The following is a 21,002-nucleotide window of genomic DNA, read 5'->3' on the forward strand; positions in this document are numbered from 1 at the left end:
GGCCCCAGGCGCACGCGCCGAACCGCGAGGGGTGTCTTACTTGCTGCCGATGAGCGCCGCGTGCTTGCGCGACTCGAGGACCTCGTCCACGAGTCCGTACTCCTTGGCCTCGGCGGCCGAGAGGAACGTGTCGCGCTCGATGTCCTCGCGGACCTTCTCCGGCGTCTGGCCCGAGTGCAGCGCGAGCGTCTGCTCGAGCCACTCGCGCATGCGCAGGATCTCCTCGGCGTAGATCTCGATGTCCGAGGCCTGCGCGCGGGAGCCGCCCTCGATGCGCGGCTGGTGGATCATGACGCGCGCGTTCGGGAGCGCGAGGCGCTTGCCTGGCTCTCCCGCGGCAAGCAGCACGGCGGCAGCCGAGGCGGCCTGGCCCAGGCACACCGTCTGCACCTCGGGCTTGATGTACTGCATGGTGTCGTAGATCGCGGTGAGCGCGGTCTGCGAGCCACCGGGGCTGTTGATGTAGATCTTAATGTCGCGCTCGGGGTCCTGGGACTCGAGCACGAGCAGCTGCGCCATCACGTCGTCCGCCGAGGCGTCGTCGATCTGCACGCCGAGGAACACGATGCGGTCCTCGAACAGCTTTGCGTACGGGTCCTGACGCTTGAAGCCGTAGGCGGTGCGCTCCTCGAACGACGGCAGGATGTAGCGCGACGAGGGGCCGGTCGGAGCCGCTCCCCCGAAGCCTGCGGCGCCGCCGAGCGAGCCTGCGGTGCGTGCGGCTGCCTGGATGGCCTGGTACTCGTTGCTCACGCCTTGCCTCCCTGGGACTTGTCGCCGGCTTCGGCCGCGTGCTTGATGACCTTGTCGACGAAGCCGTACTCCAGAGCCTCGTCGGCGGTGAACCAGCGGTCGCGGTCCGCGTCCTTGTTGATCTGCTCGAGCGTCTTGCCGGTCTGCTCCGCCGTCAGCGAGGCGAGCGTCTTCTTCATGTGCATGATCAGCTCCGCGTTGATGCGGATGTCCGTCGCGGTGCCGTAGATGCCGCCCGAGGGCTGATGCATCATGACGCGCGCATGCGGGGTCGCGAAGCGCTTGCCGGGGGCGCCGGACGAGAGCAGGAACTGCCCCATCGACGCCGCCATGCCCATGGCCACCGTCGCCACGTCGGGCTTGATGTACTGCATGGTGTCGTAGATCGCCATGCCCGCGGTGATCGAGCCGCCGGGGCTGTTGATGTACAGGTAGATGTCCTTGTCCGGGTCCTCTGCCGCGAGCAGCATCATCTGCGCGCAGATGGCGTTGGCGTTGTCGTCGCGCACCTCGTCGCCCAGCCAGATGATCCGCTCTCGCAGCAGGCGGTTGAAGATGGAGTCGTTGAGCGCCATCCCCATGCCTTCGGAGCGTGCCGTGATCTCGTTCACGCCGGTCCTTCCTTCTCGGGTCCTGCGACAAACCTAACCGCGCGCATTGACGGTCCATGCCGAAAACTCGCCCTTTTCGCTACGGGGTGAACACGCCCGACGCGGCGGCTAGGGTGGTCAGGGACGGCGCAGGGGGTGCCGGGTCAGGGTGAACCGTGGAGTTCGATGCAGTGAGGTTCGATCAGAACAAGCGCGGCCCGCTGGGGATGGGACCGTGGCAGGCGGGCGAACGCCCCGCCGAGGCCGGTCCCGTGCGCCGCGATGCGAGCTGGATGAACCTGACCGCGTTCTGGCTCGCGCTCGGGTCGCTGCTGCTGCCCTACGTCTCGATCGTGGGTCACATTGCGGCCGTCGTCCTGGGGTTGCTCGGCACGCGCGCTGCGGCGCGGGGGAACGCGTCGCAGCGGTGGGCGGGCATCGCCGGCCTCGTGATCGCCGTGATCGGCATGGCGCTCTACGTCCCGGCGACGCTGTTCCTGCTGCGCACCTGACGGCACCACGGCGACGGGCAAGGATCGGCCCGGCATGGCGAGACTGATCGCTGCGTCGGGCATGTGCTCCGCACGAACGCCGAGGGCCCCGGTCCCTGCAGGCGAACCTGCGGGACCGGGGCCCTCGTGCGTGACGCGTGGACTACTTGGCGTCGGACTCGCCGGCGGCCTCGGCGACCATCGCGGCGGCGGCCTCGGCGTTAATCTCCGAGTCGTCCTTGTTCTCGTCCTCGATCGAGCCGATCACCGGGGACAGGTCCACGGAGGCACCGGCGGTGTCGACGACGGTGGCGCGGCGCAGCGCGAACGCGGTGGCCTTGGAGCGTGCGACCTCGGCGACGATCGCGGGGATCTGACCGGCCTGCTCGACCTGCTGGATGAACTGGCCCGGGTCCATGCCGTACTGGCGCGACGCGTTGAGCAGGTAGTCGAGGAGCTCCTGCTGCTCGACCTGGATGTCCAGGTCGTCGGCGAGCTGGTCGAGCAGGATCTGCGTGCGCAGCGCCTTGTTCGCCTCCTCGGTGACCTCGGCGCGGTGCTCGTCGTCTTCGAGGCGGTTCTCGTTCTCGAGGTGCTGGTGCACCTCGGCCTCGACGACCTTCTGCGGAACGGAGAAGTCGCCGACGGCCTCGGTGAGCGCCTCGAGCAGCTTCTCGCGGGCCTCCATGGCCTGGTTGTTGGTCTTGATGCGCTTGGCCTGCTCGGTGAGGTCCTCGCGGAGCTCCTCGATCGTGTCGAACTCCGAGGCGAGCTGCGCGAAGTCGTCGTCGGCCTCGGGGAGCTCGCGCTCCTTGACGGCAGTGACCTTGACGGTGATGGTGGCGGTCTCTCCGGCGTGGTCGCCGGCGGCGAGCGGACCCTCGTAGGTGGTCTCCTCGTCGGCGGACAGGCCGGTGACGGCCTCGTCGAGGCCCTCGAGCATGTTGCCGGCGCCGATCTGGTACGACGTGCCCTGCACGGAGTCGACGTCGTTGCCGTCGACGACGGCGGAGAGGTCGAGCGTGACGAAGTCACCCTCGGCCGCGGGGCGGTCGACGGTCTTGAGCGAGCCGAAGCGCTCGCGCAGCGTGTCGAGGCGCTCGGCGACGTCCTCGTCCGAGACCTCGATGGGCTCGACGGTCACGGTGAGCGCGTCGGCCGCAGGCAGCTCGACGGTGGGGCGCACCTCGACGGTGGCGGTGAACTCGAGTCCCTCGTCGCCCTCGACAGAGCCGGGGATCTTGGTGACCTCGACCTCAGGCTGGCCGAACGGGCGGATGCCCTGCTCCTGGACGGCGTCCGAGTACCAGCCGGGCAGGCCCTCGTTGACCGCGTGCTCGATGACCGCGCCCTTGCCGACGCGCTGCTCGAGGATGCGCGGGGGCACCTTGCCCTTGCGGAAGCCGGGGATCTGCACCTGCTCGCCGATGTGCTCGTAGGCGTGGGCGAGGGCGGGCTTGAGGTCCTCCTCGGTGAGGGTGACCGTCAGCTTGACGGTGGTGTCGTCGATCTTCTCAAGGGCGCTGGTCACTGAAAAACTCCTGGGTGGCTGGGATGTGGCCCGGGTACCGGGGCGGGCCCGTATACGGGCAACCCGCCAATCCTATAAGGGATGTGCTCGCGACCCCAATCGGGAGCGCTCAGGCCTCGGCGTACTTGGCTTCGAGACGCTCCTTCGTGGCGGCCCGCCACACCTTGAGACCCGCGTCGGCGTTGAGCGCGGCGATGCCGACGCCGACGATGATGTCCGGCCAGCCCGAGACCCACGCGAGCGCCACCATGCCCGTGCCGAGGATCGCCACATTCGCGAGCGCGTCGTTGCGCGCGGACAGCCACGCGGCGCGCGCGAGCGAGCCCGCGTGGTGGCGGTGGCGCGACAAGATCGCGGCCGCGGTGAGGTTCGCGGCGAGCGCGCCGAGAGCCGTGACCGTCAGCGGGATCGTCTCTGGACGCGTGGGGTCGAGGATCTTGAGGATCGCGGTGATGAGGGTCGCGGCGGCGGGCACGAGGATGACGATCGCGAGCGCATGCCCGACGCGGGCGCGCCGGTGCAGCGGCCACGCGGCGGCGAAGAAGATGAGCAGGTTGAGCACGCCGTCCTCGAGGAAGTCGATCGAGTCGGCGACGAGCGCGACGGAACCGATGAGGCGCGACACCGTGAACTCAACGATCGCGTACGCCAGGTTGATGAGCGCGACCGCGAGCACGGCGCGGCGGAGCGCGGTGGGGGCCATGCCCCTATCGTGGCAGTCAGCGGCGCCGTCAGGGCGCCCCGACAAGGAGTCCTGATGACCGTCTTCGCCCTGGTCGCCGCAAGCCTCGCGGCGCTCGTGCACGTGTACATCTTCTGGCTCGAGTCGGTCGCGTGGGACACGCCGCGAGCCCGCGCCACGTTCGGCGTGCACTCCGAGGAGCAGGCGGATCACACGCGAGCGCTCGCGTACAACCAGGGCTTCTACAACCTGTTCCTCGCCGTGGTGACCATCGTGGGAGTGGTGCTCATCGCGTCGGGCATGTCCGACGCGGGGGCGGCCCTGGTCTTCGCCGGCGCCGGTTCGATGCTCGCCGCTGCCGTCGTACTCGTGACCAAGTCGCGTGCGTTCGCGCGGCCCGCGGCCCTGCAGGGCACGCTGCCACTGGTCGCAGTGCTCGCGTTGGCGGCTTCGCTGCTCCTCTAGCGGTGGGCTGCGTCTGGGACCTGTGGGTCGCGCCCGACGCGTCGCGCGCCGTAGAGTGATTGTCGAACGTTCACATCGGGCGTCCGCATCGCGGCGGGCGACGAGACAAGGGAGTTGAGAACCGATGGCGGAGCACACCACCGACGCGGCTGCGGCGATCGCAGCCGGCACCACCTCGCTCGGCATCGAGCTGGGGTCCACGAACATCAAGGCCGTGCTGATCGGACCGGATCATGCGGTGCTCGCGACCGGGTCGCACGCGTGGGAGAACCAGTTCGTGGACCGTCTGTGGACGTACTCCGAGGAGGCGATCTGGGAGGGCGTGCGCGGCGCCGTCGCGGCGCTGCTGAAGAACGTGGAGGCCACCTACGGCGCGCCGCTGCCGGGCGTGGGGGCGCTCGGGTTCTCGGCGATGATGCACGGCTACCTCCCGTTCGACGCGGACGACCAGCTGCTCGTGCCGTTCCGCACGTGGCGCAACACCAACACCGGGCCGGCCGCGGCGGAGCTGACCGAGCATCTGGGCTTCAACTTCCCGCTGCGCTGGTCCGCCTCGCACCTGTACCAGGCGCTCATGGACGACGAGCCGCACGTCGCGGACCTCGCGTTCTTCACGACGCTGGCCGGCTACGTGCACTGGAAGCTCACCGGCCGCAAGGTGCTGGGGGTCGGCGATGCCTCTGGCATGTTCCCCATCGACCCCGCGACGCACGACTACGACGCCCCGATGCTGGCGCGCTTCGACGAGCTGGTCGCGGCGCGCAGGCCTGGCCTCGCAGCGTCGGCCCTGCTGCCGCAGGTGCTCGTCGCAGGCGAGGACGCGGGCGCGCTGACCGCCGAGGGCGCCGCACTGCTCGATCCGACCGGCGCGATCAAGGCCGGCACTCCCCTGTGCGCGCCGGAGGGCGACGCGGGCACCGGAATGGTCGCGACCAACGCCGTCGCGCCCCGCACGGGCAACATCTCCGCTGGCACCTCGATCTTCGCGATGGTCGTGCTCGAGCAGCCGCTCGAGTCGGTGCACGAGGAGCTGGACATCGTCACCACTCCCGGCGGCGACCTGGTCGCGATGGTGCACTGCAACAACGGCGCGAGCGAGCTGGGCACCTGGGCGAACGTGTTCGGAGAGTTCGCGAGCGCGATGGGCTTCGAGGGCGGCTCGGACGCCGTGTTCGGCACGCTGTTCTCCGCTGCGCTCGAGGGAGACGCGGACGGCGGTGGACTGCTCGCCTACAACTACCTGTCCGGTGAGCCGATCACCGGCCTCGAGGAGGGCCGCCCTCTGTTCGTGCGCACGCCCGGCAGCCGCCTCACGCTCGCCAACTTCATGCGCACCCAGCTGTACGGCGCCTTCGGCACCCTGAGCCTGGGCATGCGTGTGCTGCACGACGAGGGTGTGAAGCTCGACTCGATGTTCGCGCACGGTGGCATGTTCCGCACCGCGGGCGTGGCGCAGCGCCTGCTCGCGGCGGCGATCGACGCCCCCGTGACCGTGGGAGACACGGCCAGCGAGGGCGGGCCGTGGGGCATGGCGGTGCTCGCCGAGTACCTGCGCAAGGGCGCCGAGGGATCACTCGGCGACTACCTGTCGCAGTCGGTGTTCGCCGACGCGGACGTGCAGGTCGCCGACCCCGTGCCCGACGACGTGGCCGGGTATGCGGCCTGGCTCGCCCAGTACCGCGCCGGGCTCGCGATCGAGCGTGCGGCGACGGAGGCGATCAGCTAGCCGTCGCGTCGGACGGGCGGCCCGAAGCGCCCCGCAACCGGGACCGACGCCCCTGATCAGCCGCCGCTTCGTCGGCTAGACCTGGAGTCAGGACCGACGACGGGGACGGTGACGCGATGGGGCGACGCAGCATGCTGGAGCGATGGTGGCGCGCGGCCGTCGTGACAGTCGTGCCGCTCGCGATCCTCGCGGTGCCAGCCGTCGCCGGGCTCGATACCGTGCAGCACCGCCTGCTCGCGATCTTCGCGTTCGCGGTCCTGGGATGGGTGCTCGAGCCGTTCCCGATCTACGCGACCTCGATCGTGGTGATCGCGGCGCAGCTGATGCTCATCTCGGACGAGGTGCCGCGCTGGTGGGCGCCGCTGGACGGCACGACGCTCAGCCATGTGGACATCCTCGCGGGGTTCTCGGACCCGGTCATCATCCTGTTCCTGGGCGGGTTCTTCCTGGCCGCCGCCGCGACTAAGCACCAACTGGATCGCAACTTGGCGCGACTCATCCTGCGTCCGTTCGGCACGCGGACCCCCATGGTGGTGCTCGCGCTCATGGCGATCACCGCGGTGTTCTCGATGTTCATGTCCAACACCGCCACCGCAGCGATGATGCTCGCCGTCGCGGCGCCCGTGATCGCGAGTCTCGAGCCCGGGGATCGCGCGCGCAGAGCGCTCGTGCTCGCGATCCCCATCGGCGCCAACGTCGGCGGCATCGGCACCCCCATCGGCACCCCGCCCAACGCGCTGGCGATCAACTACGTGGGGCCAGGCAACCGCGTGGGGGTCGAGCCGATCACGTTCGCCGAGTGGATGCTGTTCGCCGTGCCGTTCGTGATCGTCATGCTCGCGGTGGCGTGGGCGATCCTGGGGTGGCGCTTCCGCTCGGGCACGCGACACGTCGCGATGACGATCGATTCGACGTGGGACGGCAGCCCGCGCGCGATCATCGTGTACGCGACCTTCGCGGCGACCGTGCTGCTGTGGCTCACGAGCAGTTGGCATGGCGTCCCTGCGGCAGTGATCGCGATCCTGCCGATCGCCGTGCTGCTCGTCACCGGCGTCATGACGGCGCTCGATCTGCGCAACCTGAACTGGGAGGTGCTGTGGCTGGTCGCGGGAGGCGTCATTCTGGGCAACGCGATGTTCGACACGGGGCTGAGCGCCGCACTCGTCGCGCTGGTGCCCTTCGAGTCGATGTCCGGCTGGGTGGTCGTGGCGACCGTGGGGGTCCTCGCGCTGGTGATGAGCACCGTCATCTCGAACACGGCGACCGCAGCCCTGCTCCTGCCGCTCGTCGCCGCGCTCGGCGCCTCCTCCCCCGCGCTGCAGTCGATCGGCGGCGCGCTGCCCGCGCTGATCATGACCACCTTCGCGTGCTCGCTCGCGATGGCGCTGCCCGTCTCCACTCCCCCGAACTCACTTGCGTACTCGACGGGCAAGGTCACCACACGCGACATGGTGCGCACGGGGCTGCCGATCGGCGTGCTCGGCCTCGCGGCGACGGCGGTGCTCGTGACGTTCCTCGCGTGACGCACGCCCGACGCCCGTGCCGGTTCACGGAGTGGCGACCGCCGCGTCGGGCATAGGTTGGGAGCCATGAAGACCTTCACGATGCCAGGCACGGAGATCGAGGCGCCCCAGGTGGTCCTGGGCCTGATGAGAATCCAGGACAAGACCGACGACGAGGTGCGCACGCTCGTCAGCACCGCGCTCGACGCGGGTATCGACTTCATGGATCACGCGGACCTGTACGGGTCGTCGTATCACGGCTGCGAGCGCCGGTTCGCGGAGGCGCTGCAGCTGACCTCGTCGGAGCGTGATGCGATGACCATCCAGACCAAGGCCGGCATCGTCAAGGAGGGTCCGTACTTCGACTTCTCGTACGAGCACATCGTCCAGCGGGTCGAGGGATCGCTCGAAGCGCTCGGCACCGACTACCTGGACATCCTCCTGCTGCACAGGCCCGATGCGCTGGTCGAGCCCGACGAGGTGGCAAGGGCCTTCGACGACCTCCACCACGCGGGCAAGGTGCTGCACTTCGGCGTCTCCAACCACACGCCCGGCCAGATCGAGCTGCTGCGCCGCTCGGTGAAGCAGCCGCTGGTTGCCAACCAGATCCAGATGTCGGTCACGCACGCGCCCGCGATCGCTGCCGGGGTCGCGGCCAACATGGGCGACCTGGACCAGTCCGTGGACCGTGACAACGGCGTCGTCGACTACTGCCGACTGCACGACATCACGCTGCAGGCGTGGTCGCCGTTCCAGTCGCGGTTCTTCGACGGACCGTTCCTCGGCAACCCGAGCTACCCCGAGCTGAATAAGGTGATCGACCGGCTCGCCTGGAAGTACGAGGTTCCCGTCGAGGCGATCGCCGTAGCCTGGCTCACGCGCCACCCGGCGCGCATGCAGGTGGTGCTGGGCACCACCACACCGGAGCGAGTGACCGCAGCCGCGAAGGGCGCGGACGTCCACCTGTCCCGCGCGGAGTGGTACGAGATGTTCCGCGCGGCGGGCTACACCGTTCCCTGACCGGCAGGTTCGTCGTCCTCCTCGCGCCGGCGCGTGGCGTCGGGCAGGGCGAACGTGGCAGCGAGGCCGACGAGGATCACCCCGGTCGCGATGCCGGTGGTGATGCGTGAGGCGGTGATCATCGCCTCGGCGGCCGCGTCTCCCGCCACCGCCGTCGCCTGGTCTGCCTGCAGCGACGGGATCACCGCGCCGGCCGAGTGCCGCACGGTCTCGACGATGGCGGGCCGCGCGTCGGCCGGGACTCCGGCGTCGGCGAGGTGCGCGTCGGTCGACTTGCCGAGCGAGACGAACAGGAGCGTGCCGAGGATCGCGACCCCGAGCGCGGAGCCGAGCTGGCGGAACGTGCTCTGCAGGCCCGAGGCCTGCCCGGACTCCGCGACGGGCACCTCGACCAGGATCACGTTCGTGAGCTGCGCGGTCGCCATGCCCACGCCCGCGCCATAGACGAACAGCCAGGCGGCGATCGCCGCGCCCGAGATGTCTGCGGACAGCGTCAGCGCCAGACCGCCGACCGCGATCGCCTCGAGCGCCAGTCCGATGCGCACCACAGCACGGGCGCCCATCCGCGCCGTCAGCTGCGGCGTCGCACCCGAGATGAGGAACGTCCCGATCGCGAGGAACAGCACCAGCCAGCCGGTGCCGAGCGCCGAGTATCCGAGCGCGTTCTGCAGCAGCAGGGGCAGCGTGAAGAGAAGGCCGAACTCGCCGAGCGCGACCAGCCGAGGCACCTCCACTACCGTGGGGGCGGGCCAGATCGGATCGCCGAAGTTGACGTCGATGCCGATGGTGACGCGAGAGCGCCCGAGGTGTCCGACGAGTCGAACCCGGACCCCCGCATACTCTTCCTCGTCGCGGATCGCGGCAGAAACCACGCTGGCGGTATCGAAGATGACACCGTCCGCCATGTCGATCGATGCGATCGCCCGGACTCGCTCTGCGACGTCGTCCGCATCGTTCGCGAGACCCGTGGCTTGCAGATCGATGTCCTTCGTGGGCCGCCTGAGCGCGAACGCAGCGAGCAGCACGCCTCCCTTGAGCACGAAGTCGTCATGATGCTCACTCGCAGCGATCCGGGAAAGGAACGCCTCCAGGACATACAGAGTGTGGAGCTCCTGGACGTCCCCGCCGGTCGCTCGCGCAAGGCTACGGATGGCGAGAAGTGCGTCCCCGTCGGGTGTGCCGCGTTGAGGGTTCGGACTCACAGCAGAATCTCCAAAGCGTTCCGGATCGCGGGCTGCGCCTTGGGGAAAGATGCGGCCATGGTGAGCAGCGCACCGGCGCTACCCCGGTGGAGGCGAAGCCACCGCTTCAACGCCCCGGTAGCGAGATCGCTCCCCCACTCATGGCGCAACCGGTACACGTCGATGATCGTCCGCTCAGCGGAGTACAGGCCGATGGACAAACCGCCGGGAAGACGGTGCTCGCGACGCCCGATGCCAAACGTCGCCGCATCGAAACGGTGCCATGTGATCGGAGCCGTAGGCGACTCGATCGGTCCCATCCCGCGCGGGATCGCAATGTGGGAGCGAGCAGGAATCTCGTCCGTCAGGTCATGCAAGGCGAGAGCTGAGAGCAGGCAGAGCGTAGCCTCGGGGCGCCTGACAGCGGTCGCCATCCACGCCGCAGTCGTGTCATCTGCCGCACCCGCACGGAGGAAGAGTCCCGGCGCGATGCGCTCATACGCCCCCGCGCTGATCAGACGGTCCAGTCGGTGCCGCGTCAGCCCGTGATCCGCGAGCGACTCATACGCGAGCAGCACGGGCGCCGCCGATCGAGCCATGACCGAACCCTTCCTACCAGTCCGACAGAAACATTAACAGATGCAGTCTATCTGTGATCATTTCCGTTGGCCAGACCCGGACCGCGAGGGGACGCGCGGGTCCGCATCAGGCCCGGTGCGCCAGTTCATGTCGCGAGACAGCACACCCACGAAGCACGAAAGCCCCTCCCGAAGGAGGGGCCCTCATGCGCACGATATCTCGACACACCCGTGAAGGATGTCCCGACACATCACACCGTCGGGGTGACAGGATTTGAACCTGCGACCCTCTGCTCCCAAAGCAGATGCGCTACCAAGCTGCGCTACACCCCGGTTACCCGACTGTCGCCAGGCTCCGCTACTCTAGTACGGCTGACGCAAGGGCCGGACCGGTCTCGGCGGCACAGCGCGGGTGTAGCTCAATGGTAGAGCCTCAGTCTTCCAAACTGATGGTGCGGGTTCGATTCCCGTCACCCGCTCCACGCAAAGCCCCTGGCAGGCGGCCTCTCGGCCCGCCCCCAGGGGCTTCGTCGTTCTCTTGGCCAGCCCGTGCTTACTGCCCCTCGCCCATCGTCGCGAGCGCGTCGGTCGCGACGTCGGCGTACTGCGGGCACTGGAGGTGCGCGAGCATCGCGCCGAGCAATGCGGCGGTGGCGGCACGCTCGGCCTCCGCGGTGGCGGACTCGTCCGTCTCGAACGCGGCGCTGAACGTGAGCCCGAGGGCCTCGACGAAGCGGGTGCCGAACGCTTCGGCGTAGTCCATGCCGCCCTCGACGTCGGTGCAGATGCCCCACCCGTACTCGAGCATCGCGGCCGCGTCGTCGGCGGTGAAGACGTCGCCGTTCTCGAGCGTCTCGCCCGAGTCAAGCAGCATCGACACGAGGATCGCGTCGCGACCCACCCTCGGAATCGCGCCCGCGATGTCGGCGAGCGCGGCGAACGCGAGCGCCGTCTGCTCGTCGTCGGTGCCGGCGCCTAGGAGGTCCACGTCGGTGAACGCCGAGGGGTCCTCTCCGGCGAGCTCCATGACGAGCTCTTCGCGCTCCTCGGCCGTCATCGTGAGGGCCGGCGACTCGGCGGGTGCCCAGTCCTCGTCGGGCCACTGCGCGGCGATCTCTTCCGCCAGCGTCGGCTCCGCGGTCTCGGTGGGCGCGGGCTCGGCCTGCTCGGTCTCCGTCGCGGTGAGCGTCGCCTCGGGAGTCTCTTGGGCGTCGGGCGCGGAGCAGGCTGCCAGGGCAAGGGCTGCGCACGTGACGGCGGCTGCGATTCGGACGTTCATGTTCCCCTCTCTGCGGCATGCCCCCTCGGCACGGCGCGCCCCCACCGTAGTGGGACGAACACGCCCCCGAGCCCCGCTCAAGGTCCCGGCTGCCTGCGAGCGGCATTCGCCACACCCGTCAGGAGTCGCCGCAGCACATGGATGACGGCGTCGATCCCGAGTACGACTGGTACCGGGACGGCGGCGACGGGATCGTCTGCGAGTAGCAGCCGCGTCGGCACGTGCCCGACGCCACGGCCAGGCTGAGCGTCCGCCGTCAGTCGGTCTGGGCCACGGGTTCGCCCGCGTCACGCGCGCCGATCCTGCGCGAGCCCGCCCATGCCGCGATGAAGACGCCGGCGGCGATGAGCACGTCGCCCACGGAGAAGGTGTTGGCGAGCGGCAGCGGCTCGGGCCACGCGAACACGTCACCGAGCCACGGCAGCACGGGGTTCTCGACCACCGCCGAGTTGGCGAACGAACCGTCGTGGTCCAGGCCCGCAGCCTCGACGGCGCCTGCGCGGGCCGGCAGGGTGCCGCCATTGAGCGCGATTGTCACGCCATTCGACAGGGCACCCGCGCCGACCACGAGCGCCCCGGGAACCTCGCGGTTGAGCCACAGGAACGCTCCCGCGGCCACGTAGGTGGCGATGTGCAGCACCGGAGCGAGCACCGGGGCGACGTCGAACTGGATGATCAGGACTTGAAGCAGGAGCGACGCCCACACGAGCCACGCCCAGCGCCACTTGTGGAGCAGCAGCCCCGCGGGCCACCGGCCCGCGACAAGGGGCGACAGCACGGCGATCAGACACACCGCGAGCAGAAGCATGTCAGGCGTTCCGCGAGCTCGACGCGGTGGCGGCCTCGGCGGCCAACCGCACGTCGATCTCGTCCGGCGTCGTGGGCCGCCCCAGGTGGTAGCCCTGGCCGATGACTCCGCCGAGGCCCGCGAGGACGGTCACCGTGGGCTCATCCTCGATGCCCTCGGCGACGACCCTCAGCCCGAGCGCGAGCGCGAGCTCGATGGTGGAGCGCACAATCACCTGATCGTGCTCGTCCTGGAGCATGTTTCCCACGAAGGAACGGTCCACCTTGAGCTCGTCCACCTCGAGGCGCTTGAGGTAGCTGAGCGAGGCGTTGCCGGTGCCGTAGTCGTCGATCGCGATCTCGACGCCGACCTCCCGCAGCGCGTGAATGACCATGTCGGCGCGCACCGCGTCGGAGAGGATGCCAGTCTCCGTCACCTCAAGCACCAGCGAGCTGGCCGGCACGTCATGGCGATCGAGCGCCGCCAGCACCTGCCCCGGCAGGGCCAGATCCGCGAGGTGGCGTGCCGACAGGTTGACTGCCATGCGAACGTCGTGCCCCTGAGCAGTCCACCGCGCGAGTTCAGCGAGCGCGTCATCGAGCACGAACGTGGTCAAGGGGAAGATCAGACCCGAGTTCTCGGCCAGAGGGATGAACTCGTCGGGGCCGATCATGCCGTGTTCGGGGTGCTGCCAGCGCACCAGGGCCTCAACAGCGACGGTGCGCCCCGTAGCGAGGTCGACCTGCGGCTGGAACACCAGATGCAGCTCGCGCCTGTCGAGCGCGGTGCGCAGGTCCGCGAGCAACTTGAGACGCTCGACGGTGTTGATGTCGTACTCGTCGGAGTAGACGCTGATCCGATCGCGCTCGAGCTTGGCGTGATACAGCGCGATGTCCGCGTTCTTCATGAGTGTCTCGGCGTCCTGGCCGTGCGCGGGCGCGGCGGCGATGCCCGCACTTGCACGCACCAGCAGCTCGAGGTCGCCAACCTCCAGCGGGTGGTCGAGCGAACCGAGCAGCTCCAGCGTCGTCACGCGGGCCTCGTCGGCGTCGGCGTCGATGACGACCGCGAACTCGTCGCCGCCGAGCCGGTGGACCGACGCCTCCGGCGGCGTTGTCTTCGCCAGCTTGTTCGCGACCTCCTGGAGGATTCGATCGCCTACCGGGTGCCCGAGCGTGTCGTTGAAGTCCTTGAAATGGTCTAGGTCGATAAGAACCAGGGTCGGCCCGACGTCGCCGCCCTGCCCGAGAAGGCGCGAGAGCGCATGCTCCATCTGACTCCGGTTCGCCAGGCCTGTCAGGGTGTCGTGAGTCGCCTCGTGAGCATTGCGCGCTGCAGCGGCCGAGAACATGTGGGCCGCCACGGTGGGGGCGGCAAGGAGAGCGAGTGCGCCGACACCATCGTCGGCGACGAGCGCCGCGATGCCGCCGACGCTCAGCAGCACCAAGTGCGTGAAGAACGAGTGCTTCGCATCGGAACGCAGGACGACCGCCAGTGGAACGCGCATCGCGAGAGACACCACTGTCGCGACGAGCACCCAGTTGACGGCGACCATCGCCACGCCCGCCGCGAGAAGCGCGGGCAGGTGTGCGACGTCGAATGCAATCGGTCCCGCGAGCATCCGCTCGCCGGACAACGCCGTGAACACCAGGCCAGCCGTGAGCACGCTCACGGCGTACTGACTCGTGTTGAAGATCGACTTGCGGAGTTCGCGACGGTGCAGTGCGTCATCCGCGATGCTTGCGACGATCTGCACCAGGACGGCGACAGTGATCCCCGCGATGGGGATCAGCGCAAGCACGAAGGGCGCCGATGTCGACAGACGCCTCGTCTCCGCCCCCGCGAGCACGAGCTTGATGGGGCGAAGCTCACCAGCGATCGCTGCGGCGCCCATGACCACCACGGGCCACCACGGGATCGCGGAGAGGGTGTCTGCCCAGGGCGTTCGCACCGTGACGGCGACCACACCTCCGATGCCGGCGACCCCGACGAGTAACAGGTAGAGCGCAAGATGTGAGGGCGGCGCCGGAGACTTCTCCGGGGCGCCGCCCTCACGATCCGGGGTGGTCAGACCCACTTCCATCCGGCGCCGACGATCGCGGCGACCGCCACGATCGTGCCCGCGCTCGCGGTGGCCCGGACGACCTTGCTGTTGTTGAAGATGCTCCACTTGTTCATCGTTCACTCCTTGTGCTGAGGAACGGTGGTTCCGCGCCGATGCGATGCGGTGGTCGCCTGCCCCACCGCGCTGAGGGTGCTCCGGAACGTTGCCATCGTCCATACCTTTCAGCCGCACTGCGCGACTTCGTCAATAGTCCCGCATTTGCGGCCTCATGGCCAGCACAGAGTGCGGTTTTCCGCACGTTCCCACGCCGGAGAATGCATGCGAAGCAGGCATTCCGCGCGCTAGCGAGTCACATGAATAGGCCGAGTACAAGTCCGGCGATGCCGAGCGCGAGCGTGTCGTGCGCCGAATCGATGAGTGTCACGCCCGAGTGCCTCTGCGCGAATCCGTTGTGCACGAGGTGCGCGCCTGCGCGGAACAGCAGGCCGACCACCAGGCCGAGCACGAGCCCCTCGAGCGCGCCGCTCACGCCGAGCGCCGCCATGAGCCATGCGACCCCGAGGATCCCCATGGCATTGCCGACGATCATCTGCCCGAACACCGCTCCCATGTTGGCGTTCTTCAGTTTCTCCTCGTCGAGCTCGCCCCATTTGCTCCAGACGGGGAAGAGGGCGAAAGGCGAGTACCACAGCCAGCCGAACACGAACGATGCGACGAAGGCGAGCAGCACGCCGAGCCAGTCGACGCCTGCGAACGAGAGCCACTCCATGGCGATCCCTCTCTGGGCTGCAGCCGGGGTGCTGCGCGCCTGGCCTCAGTATGGCCGCGGCACGCCTCGCGCGCTGGGCGGCGAGCCTAGATATCGAACGAGGTGGTCGCGCGCCGCTCGTCGAAGTACGCGCTCAGTTCTTCGCACTGACGGTGCAGGCTCTCGTTCGCGTCCTTGACCCGGGAGAGGTGCTGGCGCTTGACGGCCCACCGCTGCAGTGCGCCGAGCTGAGCCTCGAGGCGGGACACTGCGATGACCTTGCAGCCGCCGTCGGCGTCCTCGAGCGTCCACTCCCACTGCGACGTCACGCGCGGGTTCATCGCGGAGCGCGCGAGCAGCCGGGGACGCTCGGCGGCCGTCGTCTCCTCGGTCAGCATCAACTCCGTGCGGCCCACCTTCAGCATGGTGCGCGTACGCCCGCCGACCTCACCCATCTCGCCGTCGAGCAGCTCGATCGACGTGATCTCCGACCTCGCCTCCGCGAGGGCTTCGGGGTCCGTCAGCAGGTCCCACAGCTCGAGCGCGGTCGCGCGCACGAAGCCCTCGACGGTGTGCTCCTCGATGTAAGGCACTGCTCCCACGGATCCTCCTTCGGCCGGGACGGTCGGCACCCAGCCTACGGGCGACACGGACATGCCCGACGCGGCGGCGGGGGCCGTACGAGGCGTGGTCACCGCGTCGGGCGGGCGACGAGGCTTGCCGGTGCGTGCGCGAGAGGGCTACCCTGGCCAGGTCCGCACACGAAAGGCACGCGAGATGAGCATCGAGAGCCGCGTCATCACGACGCCTGCTCCTGCCCTCGCGATGTGTGCTGCCCCGTGCATGCCCTGCATGCGCGCCGCCTGCTGCTGTCTGTAGAGCGCTGGCGACCACACCTCACGGTGAGGGAGACCACGGCCGCCCGCCGCCAGCGCTCGCCCCGGCATCCTGATCACCAGGAATGTCGCACGCGCACCACTGCGTTACCCACCCCGGAAATCACTGACAGGTAAGGACAACCACTCACCATGGCACGCATCTACGACGACGCGACGAAGCTCATCGGCAACACCCCCCTCGTCCGCATCAACGCTCTCGCCGAAGGCGTCGACGCGACGATCCTCGGCAAGCTTGAGTTCTACAACCCCGCCAATTCCGTCAAGGACCGCCTGGGCGTGGCGATCGTGGACGCCGCCGAGGCGTCCGGCGACCTGCAGCCCGGAGGCACCATCGTCGAGGCCACGTCCGGTAACACCGGCATCGCGCTCGCCATGGTCGGCGCCGCGCGCGGCTACAACATCGTGCTGACGATGCCGGAGACGATGTCCAAGGAGCGCCGTGCCCTGCTGCGCGCGTTCGGCGCCGAGCTGATCCTGACGCCGGGGCCCGAGGGCATGCGCGGCGCGGTACAGGCCGCAGAGAAGTTGGTCGAGGAGCGCCCCGGCGCGATCCTCGCGAAGCAGTTCGCCAACGAGGCGAACCCCGAGATCCACCGCAAGACCACCGCGCTCGAGATCTGGAACGACACGGACGGCGAGGTCGACATCGTGATCGCCGGCATCGGCACCGGCGGCACGATCACCGGCGTGGGCGAGGTCCTCAAGGAGAAGAAGCCCGGCGTGCAGATCATCGGAGTCGAGCCCGCGGAGTCGCCCATCCTCAACGGCGGCCAGCCCGGCCCCCACAAGATCCAGGGCATCGGCGCCAACTTCGTGCCTGAGATCCTCAACACCGAGATCTACGACGAGATCTTCGACGTGGACGCCGAGACCGCCGTCGCCACCGCTCGCGCGGCAGCCCGCAAGGAAGGCCTGCTCGTGGGCATCTCCTCGGGAGCCGCACTGCACGCCGCCATCGAGGTCGCGAAGCGCCCCGAGAACGCCGGCAAGACCATCGTCGCGATCATCCCGTCGTTCGGTGAGCGCTACCTCTCGTCGGTCCTCTACTCGGACCTGATGGACTGACATCACCACCGCACGATCCTTACCCGGAGAGGAGACCCAGATGACTGACAGGCCGCGCGGACTCGCGCTGATGGCGGAGGACGTCGCTGCCGCGCGTCACCGCGATCCTGCCGCGCCCTCGTCGTTCGTCATCTGGGTCTCCTACCAGGGCGTCCACGCCGTCTGGTATCACCGGGTGGCGCACTGGCTGTGGATGCGGGGGCGCCGCTCTCTCGGCCGCCTCGTGTCGCAGTTCGCGCGCCGCCGCACGGGCATCGAGATCCACCCGGGCGCGCAGCTGGGCAGGCGCGTCTTCATCGACCATGGCATGGGAGTCGTCATCGGCGAGACGGCCGTCGTGGGCGACGACGTGCTGATGTTCAACAACATCAACCTCGGCGGCACGTCCATGAGCCCGGGCAAGAGACACCCCACGATCGGTGACCGCGTCGTCATCGGCGCGGGGGCACGCATCCTGGGCCCGGTGTACGTGGGCTCCGACGCCCGCATCGGCGCCAACGCCGTGGTGGTCAAGGACGTCCCGAACGGCGCCACCGCCGTCGGAATCCCGGCGAAGGTGCGCGAGCACCCGAAGCCCGCGGAGGCCCACACTGCGGCCTCGTGCGTGGACGAGGGCGACTCCCACGTGCACGCCGACGACGTGGGCCACGAGCCCGCGATGTACTACATCTAGACGACTCGCAGGACGGCCCCGCACACGGATGCGGAATTCCTCACACCGGCCTGACGCGGGCCGAGCCACCGACCTAGACTGTCCGTATTGTCGGTCCCGGAACAGGGGGCGGGCCGAAGGGGGCGATCCCAGGATCGCCGGTGCCGCCTCGAGCCTGGGACTCGGCCGCTAGACCTGGCGCGAACCCCTCAGCCGCGCTCAGGAGAACGGGCCCCCGCCGTGAGGCGGGGGCCCGTTTCTTATGCCCTGCTTCCGCTCCCCTGCGCGGGGTCGCGGGTCAGGCCGCGAACGACCGCAGCATCCACGCCGCCTGCTCGTGGGCGGCGAGACGCGCGTTGAGCAGGTCAGCCGTAGCGCCGTCGCCTGCCTCCTCCGCCACGTCCACCAGCGGACGCACGAGGCGCGCGATGGTCGCGTGGTCGTCGGCGAGCGTGGTCACCATCGTCATCGCGTCGGTCTGGGGCTGGTTGTCCTTGACTGACGCGTGCTCGAGGAACTCGGCGAACGAACCGGGCGCGCCGGAGCCCAGCGCACGCATGCGCTCAGCGATCTCGTCAGCCGCGTCGCGGAGCTCGACGTACTGCTCCTCGAACATGAGGTGGAGCGAACGGAAGTGCGGGCCCGTCACATTCCAGTGGTAGCCCTGCGTCTTGACGTACAGGGTGAAGGTGTCGGAGAGCACCTGCGCGAGGCCCTGGTTGATGGCTCGCAGATCCTCTGCCTTGATGCCGATCATGGGGGCGTCCTCGGCGGTCTGCACGGGCTTGTTCGACGCCATGTCAATCCTCCTTCGTCTCGGGTGGGGGCTGGTCGCCCCTCATGGGTGGGCAACAGGTGCGGCCCGGTCCGCATTCCACGCCGTCCGTCCGCGCCCGCGTCCTCCTCCAGTGTCCGTCCGCAGGCCTTGGCACGCGCGCTGAGGGCACCCGGAGCGGACCTCGATTCGGTGCTGCGCCGCGACCGTGGTCGAATGGGCTGCAGGAATGTCCGTCCGCGCGAAGGGGTTGCGATCCGTATGACGATCGATGCAGAGCTCGCCTGTCCGATGCCCTCGTCGTCCGACGCTCCGGACGACGGCGTTCTCGTGGACCTGCTCGCGCGGGCCCGTACTGTCGCGGTCGTGGGCGCATCGCCGCGCGCGGACCGCACGAGCCACCAGATCGCCCTGTGGCTCATGGACCACACCGACTACGAGGTGTACCTCGTCAACCCCGCCGCGGGCGACACGGAGATCCGCGGGCACGCGTTCTACGACTCGCTCGCGGACCTTCCGGTCGAGCCCGACATCGTGGACATCTTCCGTCGATCCGAGCACGTCCCGCCGGTGGTCGACGAAGCCATCGACGTGGGCGCTCCGATCGTGTGGATGCAGCTCGGCATCCGTCATGCGGCGGCGGCCGCCGCCGCCTCGACGGCAGGCGCGACGGTGGTGCAGAACCGCTGCCTCAAGGTCGAGTACGCGCGCCTCGCGGACCGCATCGCGGCGGCGCGTCGCTGAGCCCTCCCCGCCGCGCCTCAGTCGCACGGCCGGGAGCCGCGTCGGACGTATTCCGAGGCGTGACCATATCCACAGGAATGGAAAAGAACAGCAAAGTTCGAAAAGGTGGAGTCATGAAGAAGGCAGCCGGCTACCAGTCCATCTCCGTCCCCGAGGAACGCCTCGACGAGTTCTTCCAGGTGGTCCAGTGGGCCTTCGTGGGTGAATGGCTCCTCGAGGATCGCCAGGATTACGTGGACGCCCTGCCGGTGGAGCGCGCGCGTGGCCTGCAGGTCACCGACGAGCGCCGCGGCGAGTTCGGAGAGATCGCTGCCGTGCACGCGAGCTTCGGCACCGAGATGATCGTGCCAGACGCGCGGCGGGTCAGCACCGCAGGCCTGTCCTGGCTGGGCGTCCACCCCGCGCACCGCCGCCGGGGCCTCATGACCGCGATGATGCACGACCACTTCTCCCGCAGCATCGCGCGAGGCGAGGCCGTGAGCGCGCTGTACGCCATGGAGGCCGCGATCTACTCGCGCTTCGGCTACGGCATGGGCGCACAGACGGTGAAGGCGGAGATCCCGCGCGGCTCCAAGATGTGGCCGGTCGAGGGCGCCGACGATCTCACGGTGAGGCTCGAGCGCGCCGACTTCGACCAGCACGACCAGCTCGTCTCCGACCTCCAGGCGCGGCTCACGCGCCCCGGCACCATCCTGAATCCGGTCGGCTCGGGCCGCAACGCGCGCTTCACGGACCCCGTCGGCAACCGCAAGGGCATGGAGAAGTGGCGCCTCGCGATCGTCGAGGACAGGGGCGAGCCCGTCGCCTACGCGTTCTTCCGCCGCCGCGCGGACTCGTCGATCGGCATCCACGACGGCGTGTGTCAGGTGAGGGAGTTCGGCGCGCTCACCCCCGCCGCGTCCCAGCGCCTGTGGCAGACGCTCACGGACTTCGATCTCGTCGAGACGACGTACACCGAGAACCTCGCCACCGACGACCCGCTGCTGCACCAGCTCAAGGACGCACGCGGCGCGCGCTCGAAGGTGATCGACAACCTGTGGATCCGCCTGCTCGACGTGCCGGCGGCGCTGCAGGCGCGCGAGTACTTCCACGACTGCGACGTGACCGTGGCGCTCACCGACAAGCACGTGCCTGACAACGCCGGGACGTGGCGCCTGCGCATCGACGGTGGCGAGGCCGAGGTCACGCGCACCGACGCGCCTGCGGACCTGTCTATGGACGTGCGCCATCTGTCCACGGTGTACCTGGGCGGCACGTCCGTCGAGTCGCTCTCCGCGGCCGGCCTCGTACGCGAGCACACGGCGGGCCAGGCGCGCGAGCTGGCGGTGGCGATGATGTCCCCCGTCGCACCTCTGGCGAACTGGGACTTCTGAAGGGGTCGCCCTGGCACCGGCGGCGAGACCGCGCCGCCGGTGGTCCACGGGTGACGATGCGCGACGCGACCCCGGGGCGCATGCCCGACGCTGGGG

At 69.3% G+C, this 21,002-nt stretch carries 21 protein-coding genes and 2 tRNA genes; 10 read left to right on the forward strand and 13 right to left on the reverse strand.

From position 1 onward, the window contains the following. Positions 1-36 precede the first annotated feature (36 nt). Both B7K21_RS07645 and B7K21_RS07650 read right to left on the reverse strand, forming a co-directional pair. A complete protein-coding gene (locus tag B7K21_RS07645; RefSeq protein ID WP_084074870.1) occupies positions 37-753 on the reverse strand; it encodes an ATP-dependent Clp protease proteolytic subunit in 717 nt (238 codons plus the stop codon). After that, positions 750-1,334, reverse strand: a complete 585-nt coding sequence (locus B7K21_RS07650; RefSeq protein ID WP_084075446.1) for an ATP-dependent Clp protease proteolytic subunit — start codon at positions 1,332-1,334, stop codon at positions 750-752. Before B7K21_RS07650 ends, B7K21_RS07645 begins: the two co-directional genes overlap by 4 nt. A 185-nt stretch (positions 1,335-1,519) precedes the next feature. On the opposite strand from B7K21_RS07650, the gene B7K21_RS07655 reads away from it, so the two are divergent. Next, positions 1,520-1,855 carry a hypothetical protein gene (locus B7K21_RS07655; RefSeq protein WP_084074871.1) on the forward strand — a complete coding sequence of 112 codons (336 nt, stop codon included), beginning with the start codon at positions 1,520-1,522 and terminating at the stop codon, positions 1,853-1,855. A gap of 142 nt (positions 1,856-1,997) precedes the next feature. Here the strand turns inward: B7K21_RS07655 and tig are convergent, their stop codons facing one another. Together tig and B7K21_RS07665 are read right to left on the reverse strand one after the other, a co-directional pair. Continuing rightward, positions 1,998-3,365, reverse strand: a complete 1,368-nt coding sequence (gene tig / locus B7K21_RS07660) for a trigger factor (protein ID WP_084074872.1) — start codon at positions 3,363-3,365, stop codon at positions 1,998-2,000. Positions 3,366-3,474: 109 nt separating this feature from the next. Continuing rightward, a complete protein-coding gene (locus B7K21_RS07665; protein WP_084074873.1) occupies positions 3,475-4,068 on the reverse strand; it encodes a cation transporter in 594 nt (197 codons plus the stop codon). Between the two features lie 54 nt (positions 4,069-4,122). On the opposite strand from B7K21_RS07665, the gene B7K21_RS07670 reads away from it, so the two are divergent. The 4 genes from B7K21_RS07670 to B7K21_RS07685 all read left to right on the forward strand — a co-directional run bounded on the left by B7K21_RS07670 (position 4,123) and on the right by B7K21_RS07685 (position 8,760). Beyond that, positions 4,123-4,512, forward strand: a complete 390-nt coding sequence (locus tag B7K21_RS07670) for a DUF1304 domain-containing protein (RefSeq protein WP_084074874.1) — start codon at positions 4,123-4,125, stop codon at positions 4,510-4,512. A gap of 124 nt (positions 4,513-4,636) precedes the next feature. Further along, the gene (locus tag B7K21_RS07675; protein ID WP_084074875.1) at positions 4,637-6,238 is read left to right on the forward strand and encodes a xylulokinase; all 1,602 of its coding nucleotides are present in this window, start codon (positions 4,637-4,639) and stop codon (positions 6,236-6,238) included. A gap of 131 nt (positions 6,239-6,369) precedes the next feature. Beyond that, the gene (locus B7K21_RS07680; protein WP_084075447.1) at positions 6,370-7,761 is read left to right on the forward strand and encodes a DASS family sodium-coupled anion symporter; all 1,392 of its coding nucleotides are present in this window, start codon (positions 6,370-6,372) and stop codon (positions 7,759-7,761) included. Between the two features lie 66 nt (positions 7,762-7,827). Then, positions 7,828-8,760, forward strand: a complete 933-nt coding sequence (locus B7K21_RS07685; protein WP_084074876.1) for an aldo/keto reductase family oxidoreductase — start codon at positions 7,828-7,830, stop codon at positions 8,758-8,760. Here B7K21_RS07685 and B7K21_RS07690 read toward each other — a convergent pair. From B7K21_RS07690 to B7K21_RS07700, 3 genes are all read right to left on the reverse strand, one after another. Then, complete coding sequence (locus B7K21_RS07690) at positions 8,745-9,962, reverse strand: nucleotidyl transferase AbiEii/AbiGii toxin family protein (RefSeq protein ID WP_084074877.1); 1,218 nt, start codon at positions 9,960-9,962, stop codon at positions 8,745-8,747. The two genes, B7K21_RS07685 and B7K21_RS07690, sit on opposite strands and share 16 nt — an antisense overlap. Continuing rightward, entirely contained in the window at positions 9,959-10,540 is a 582-nt protein-coding gene (locus tag B7K21_RS07695) for a hypothetical protein (protein ID WP_084074878.1), read from the reverse strand. Before B7K21_RS07695 ends, B7K21_RS07690 begins: the two co-directional genes overlap by 4 nt. 238 nt (positions 10,541-10,778) lie before the next feature. After that, positions 10,779-10,852 (reverse strand) — tRNA-Pro (locus B7K21_RS07700). Between the two features lie 75 nt (positions 10,853-10,927). Here B7K21_RS07700 and B7K21_RS07705 point away from each other — a divergent pair. Then, a tRNA-Gly gene (locus tag B7K21_RS07705) sits at positions 10,928-11,001 on the forward strand. A 71-nt stretch (positions 11,002-11,072) separates the two neighbouring features. On the opposite strand, the gene B7K21_RS07710 is transcribed toward B7K21_RS07705, so the two are convergent. The 5 genes from B7K21_RS07710 to B7K21_RS07730 form a co-directional block, all read right to left on the reverse strand. Continuing rightward, positions 11,073-11,798: a hypothetical protein gene (locus B7K21_RS07710; RefSeq protein WP_084074879.1), complete on the reverse strand. Its 726-nt coding sequence runs from the start codon at positions 11,796-11,798 to the stop codon at positions 11,073-11,075. Between the two features lie 256 nt (positions 11,799-12,054). Next, the gene (locus tag B7K21_RS07715) at positions 12,055-12,606 is read right to left on the reverse strand and encodes a DUF5317 domain-containing protein (protein WP_084074880.1); all 552 of its coding nucleotides are present in this window, start codon (positions 12,604-12,606) and stop codon (positions 12,055-12,057) included. Position 12,607: 1 nt separating this feature from the next. Then, a complete protein-coding gene (locus B7K21_RS07720; RefSeq protein ID WP_159448447.1) occupies positions 12,608-14,668 on the reverse strand; it encodes a bifunctional diguanylate cyclase/phosphodiesterase in 2,061 nt (686 codons plus the stop codon). A 331-nt stretch (positions 14,669-14,999) separates the two neighbouring features. Further along, complete coding sequence (locus tag B7K21_RS07725; RefSeq protein ID WP_084074882.1) at positions 15,000-15,419, reverse strand: DUF1761 domain-containing protein; 420 nt, start codon at positions 15,417-15,419, stop codon at positions 15,000-15,002. Between the two features lie 86 nt (positions 15,420-15,505). Next, positions 15,506-16,000: an SRPBCC family protein gene (locus B7K21_RS07730; protein WP_159448448.1), complete on the reverse strand. Its 495-nt coding sequence runs from the start codon at positions 15,998-16,000 to the stop codon at positions 15,506-15,508. A gap of 426 nt (positions 16,001-16,426) precedes the next feature. On the opposite strand from B7K21_RS07730, the gene cysK reads away from it, so the two are divergent. Next, on the forward strand, positions 16,427-17,362 hold the full coding sequence (cysK, locus tag B7K21_RS07735) for a cysteine synthase A (RefSeq protein ID WP_084074884.1): 936 nt from the start codon (positions 16,427-16,429) through the stop codon (positions 17,360-17,362). A 40-nt stretch (positions 17,363-17,402) separates the two neighbouring features. Continuing rightward, positions 17,403-18,035: a serine O-acetyltransferase gene (gene cysE, locus B7K21_RS07740; RefSeq protein ID WP_200806277.1), complete on the forward strand. Its 633-nt coding sequence runs from the start codon at positions 17,403-17,405 to the stop codon at positions 18,033-18,035. Between the two features lie 277 nt (positions 18,036-18,312). Here the strand turns inward: cysE and B7K21_RS07745 are convergent, their stop codons facing one another. Beyond that, entirely contained in the window at positions 18,313-18,813 is a 501-nt protein-coding gene (locus B7K21_RS07745; protein ID WP_200806278.1) for a Dps family protein, read from the reverse strand. 237 nt (positions 18,814-19,050) lie between these two features. Here B7K21_RS07745 and B7K21_RS07750 point away from each other — a divergent pair, with 237 nt between their 5' ends. Continuing rightward, the gene (locus B7K21_RS07750) at positions 19,051-19,533 is read left to right on the forward strand and encodes a CoA-binding protein (RefSeq protein WP_200806279.1); all 483 of its coding nucleotides are present in this window, start codon (positions 19,051-19,053) and stop codon (positions 19,531-19,533) included. Positions 19,534-19,646: 113 nt separating this feature from the next. Next, positions 19,647-20,906, forward strand: a complete 1,260-nt coding sequence (locus tag B7K21_RS07755) for a GNAT family N-acetyltransferase (protein WP_159448449.1) — start codon at positions 19,647-19,649, stop codon at positions 20,904-20,906. Positions 20,907-21,002: the final 96 nt, after the last annotated feature.

The sequence above is a fragment of the Demequina sp. NBRC 110052 genome, from assembly GCF_002090075.1.
Lineage (GTDB): Bacteria > Actinomycetota > Actinomycetes > Actinomycetales > Demequinaceae > Demequina.

Coding starts and splice junctions, on each gene's coding strand:
- cysE (WP_200806277.1), top strand. CDS start 17,403: ATGACTGACAGGCCGCGCGGACTCGCGCTGATGGCGGAGGACGTCGCT.
- B7K21_RS07755 (WP_159448449.1), top strand. CDS start 19,647: ATGAAGAAGGCAGCCGGCTACCAGTCCATCTCCGTCCCCGAGGAACGC.
- B7K21_RS07750 (WP_200806279.1), top strand. CDS start 19,051: ATGACGATCGATGCAGAGCTCGCCTGTCCGATGCCCTCGTCGTCCGAC.
- B7K21_RS07680 (WP_084075447.1), top strand. CDS start 6,370: ATGCTGGAGCGATGGTGGCGCGCGGCCGTCGTGACAGTCGTGCCGCTC.
- B7K21_RS07745 (WP_200806278.1), bottom strand. CDS start 18,813: ATGGCGTCGAACAAGCCCGTGCAGACCGCCGAGGACGCCCCCATGATC.
- B7K21_RS07720 (WP_159448447.1), bottom strand. CDS start 14,668: ATGGAAGTGGGTCTGACCACCCCGGATCGTGAGGGCGGCGCCCCGGAG.
- B7K21_RS07725 (WP_084074882.1), bottom strand. CDS start 15,419: ATGGAGTGGCTCTCGTTCGCAGGCGTCGACTGGCTCGGCGTGCTGCTC.
- B7K21_RS07715 (WP_084074880.1), bottom strand. CDS start 12,606: ATGCTTCTGCTCGCGGTGTGTCTGATCGCCGTGCTGTCGCCCCTTGTC.
- B7K21_RS07685 (WP_084074876.1), top strand. CDS start 7,828: ATGAAGACCTTCACGATGCCAGGCACGGAGATCGAGGCGCCCCAGGTG.
- B7K21_RS07670 (WP_084074874.1), top strand. CDS start 4,123: ATGACCGTCTTCGCCCTGGTCGCCGCAAGCCTCGCGGCGCTCGTGCAC.
- B7K21_RS07675 (WP_084074875.1), top strand. CDS start 4,637: ATGGCGGAGCACACCACCGACGCGGCTGCGGCGATCGCAGCCGGCACC.
- B7K21_RS07710 (WP_084074879.1), bottom strand. CDS start 11,798: ATGAACGTCCGAATCGCAGCCGCCGTCACGTGCGCAGCCCTTGCCCTG.
- B7K21_RS07650 (WP_084075446.1), bottom strand. CDS start 1,334: ATGGGGATGGCGCTCAACGACTCCATCTTCAACCGCCTGCTGCGAGAG.
- B7K21_RS07665 (WP_084074873.1), bottom strand. CDS start 4,068: ATGGCCCCCACCGCGCTCCGCCGCGCCGTGCTCGCGGTCGCGCTCATC.
- B7K21_RS07695 (WP_084074878.1), bottom strand. CDS start 10,540: ATGGCTCGATCGGCGGCGCCCGTGCTGCTCGCGTATGAGTCGCTCGCG.
- cysK (WP_084074884.1), top strand. CDS start 16,427: ATGGCACGCATCTACGACGACGCGACGAAGCTCATCGGCAACACCCCC.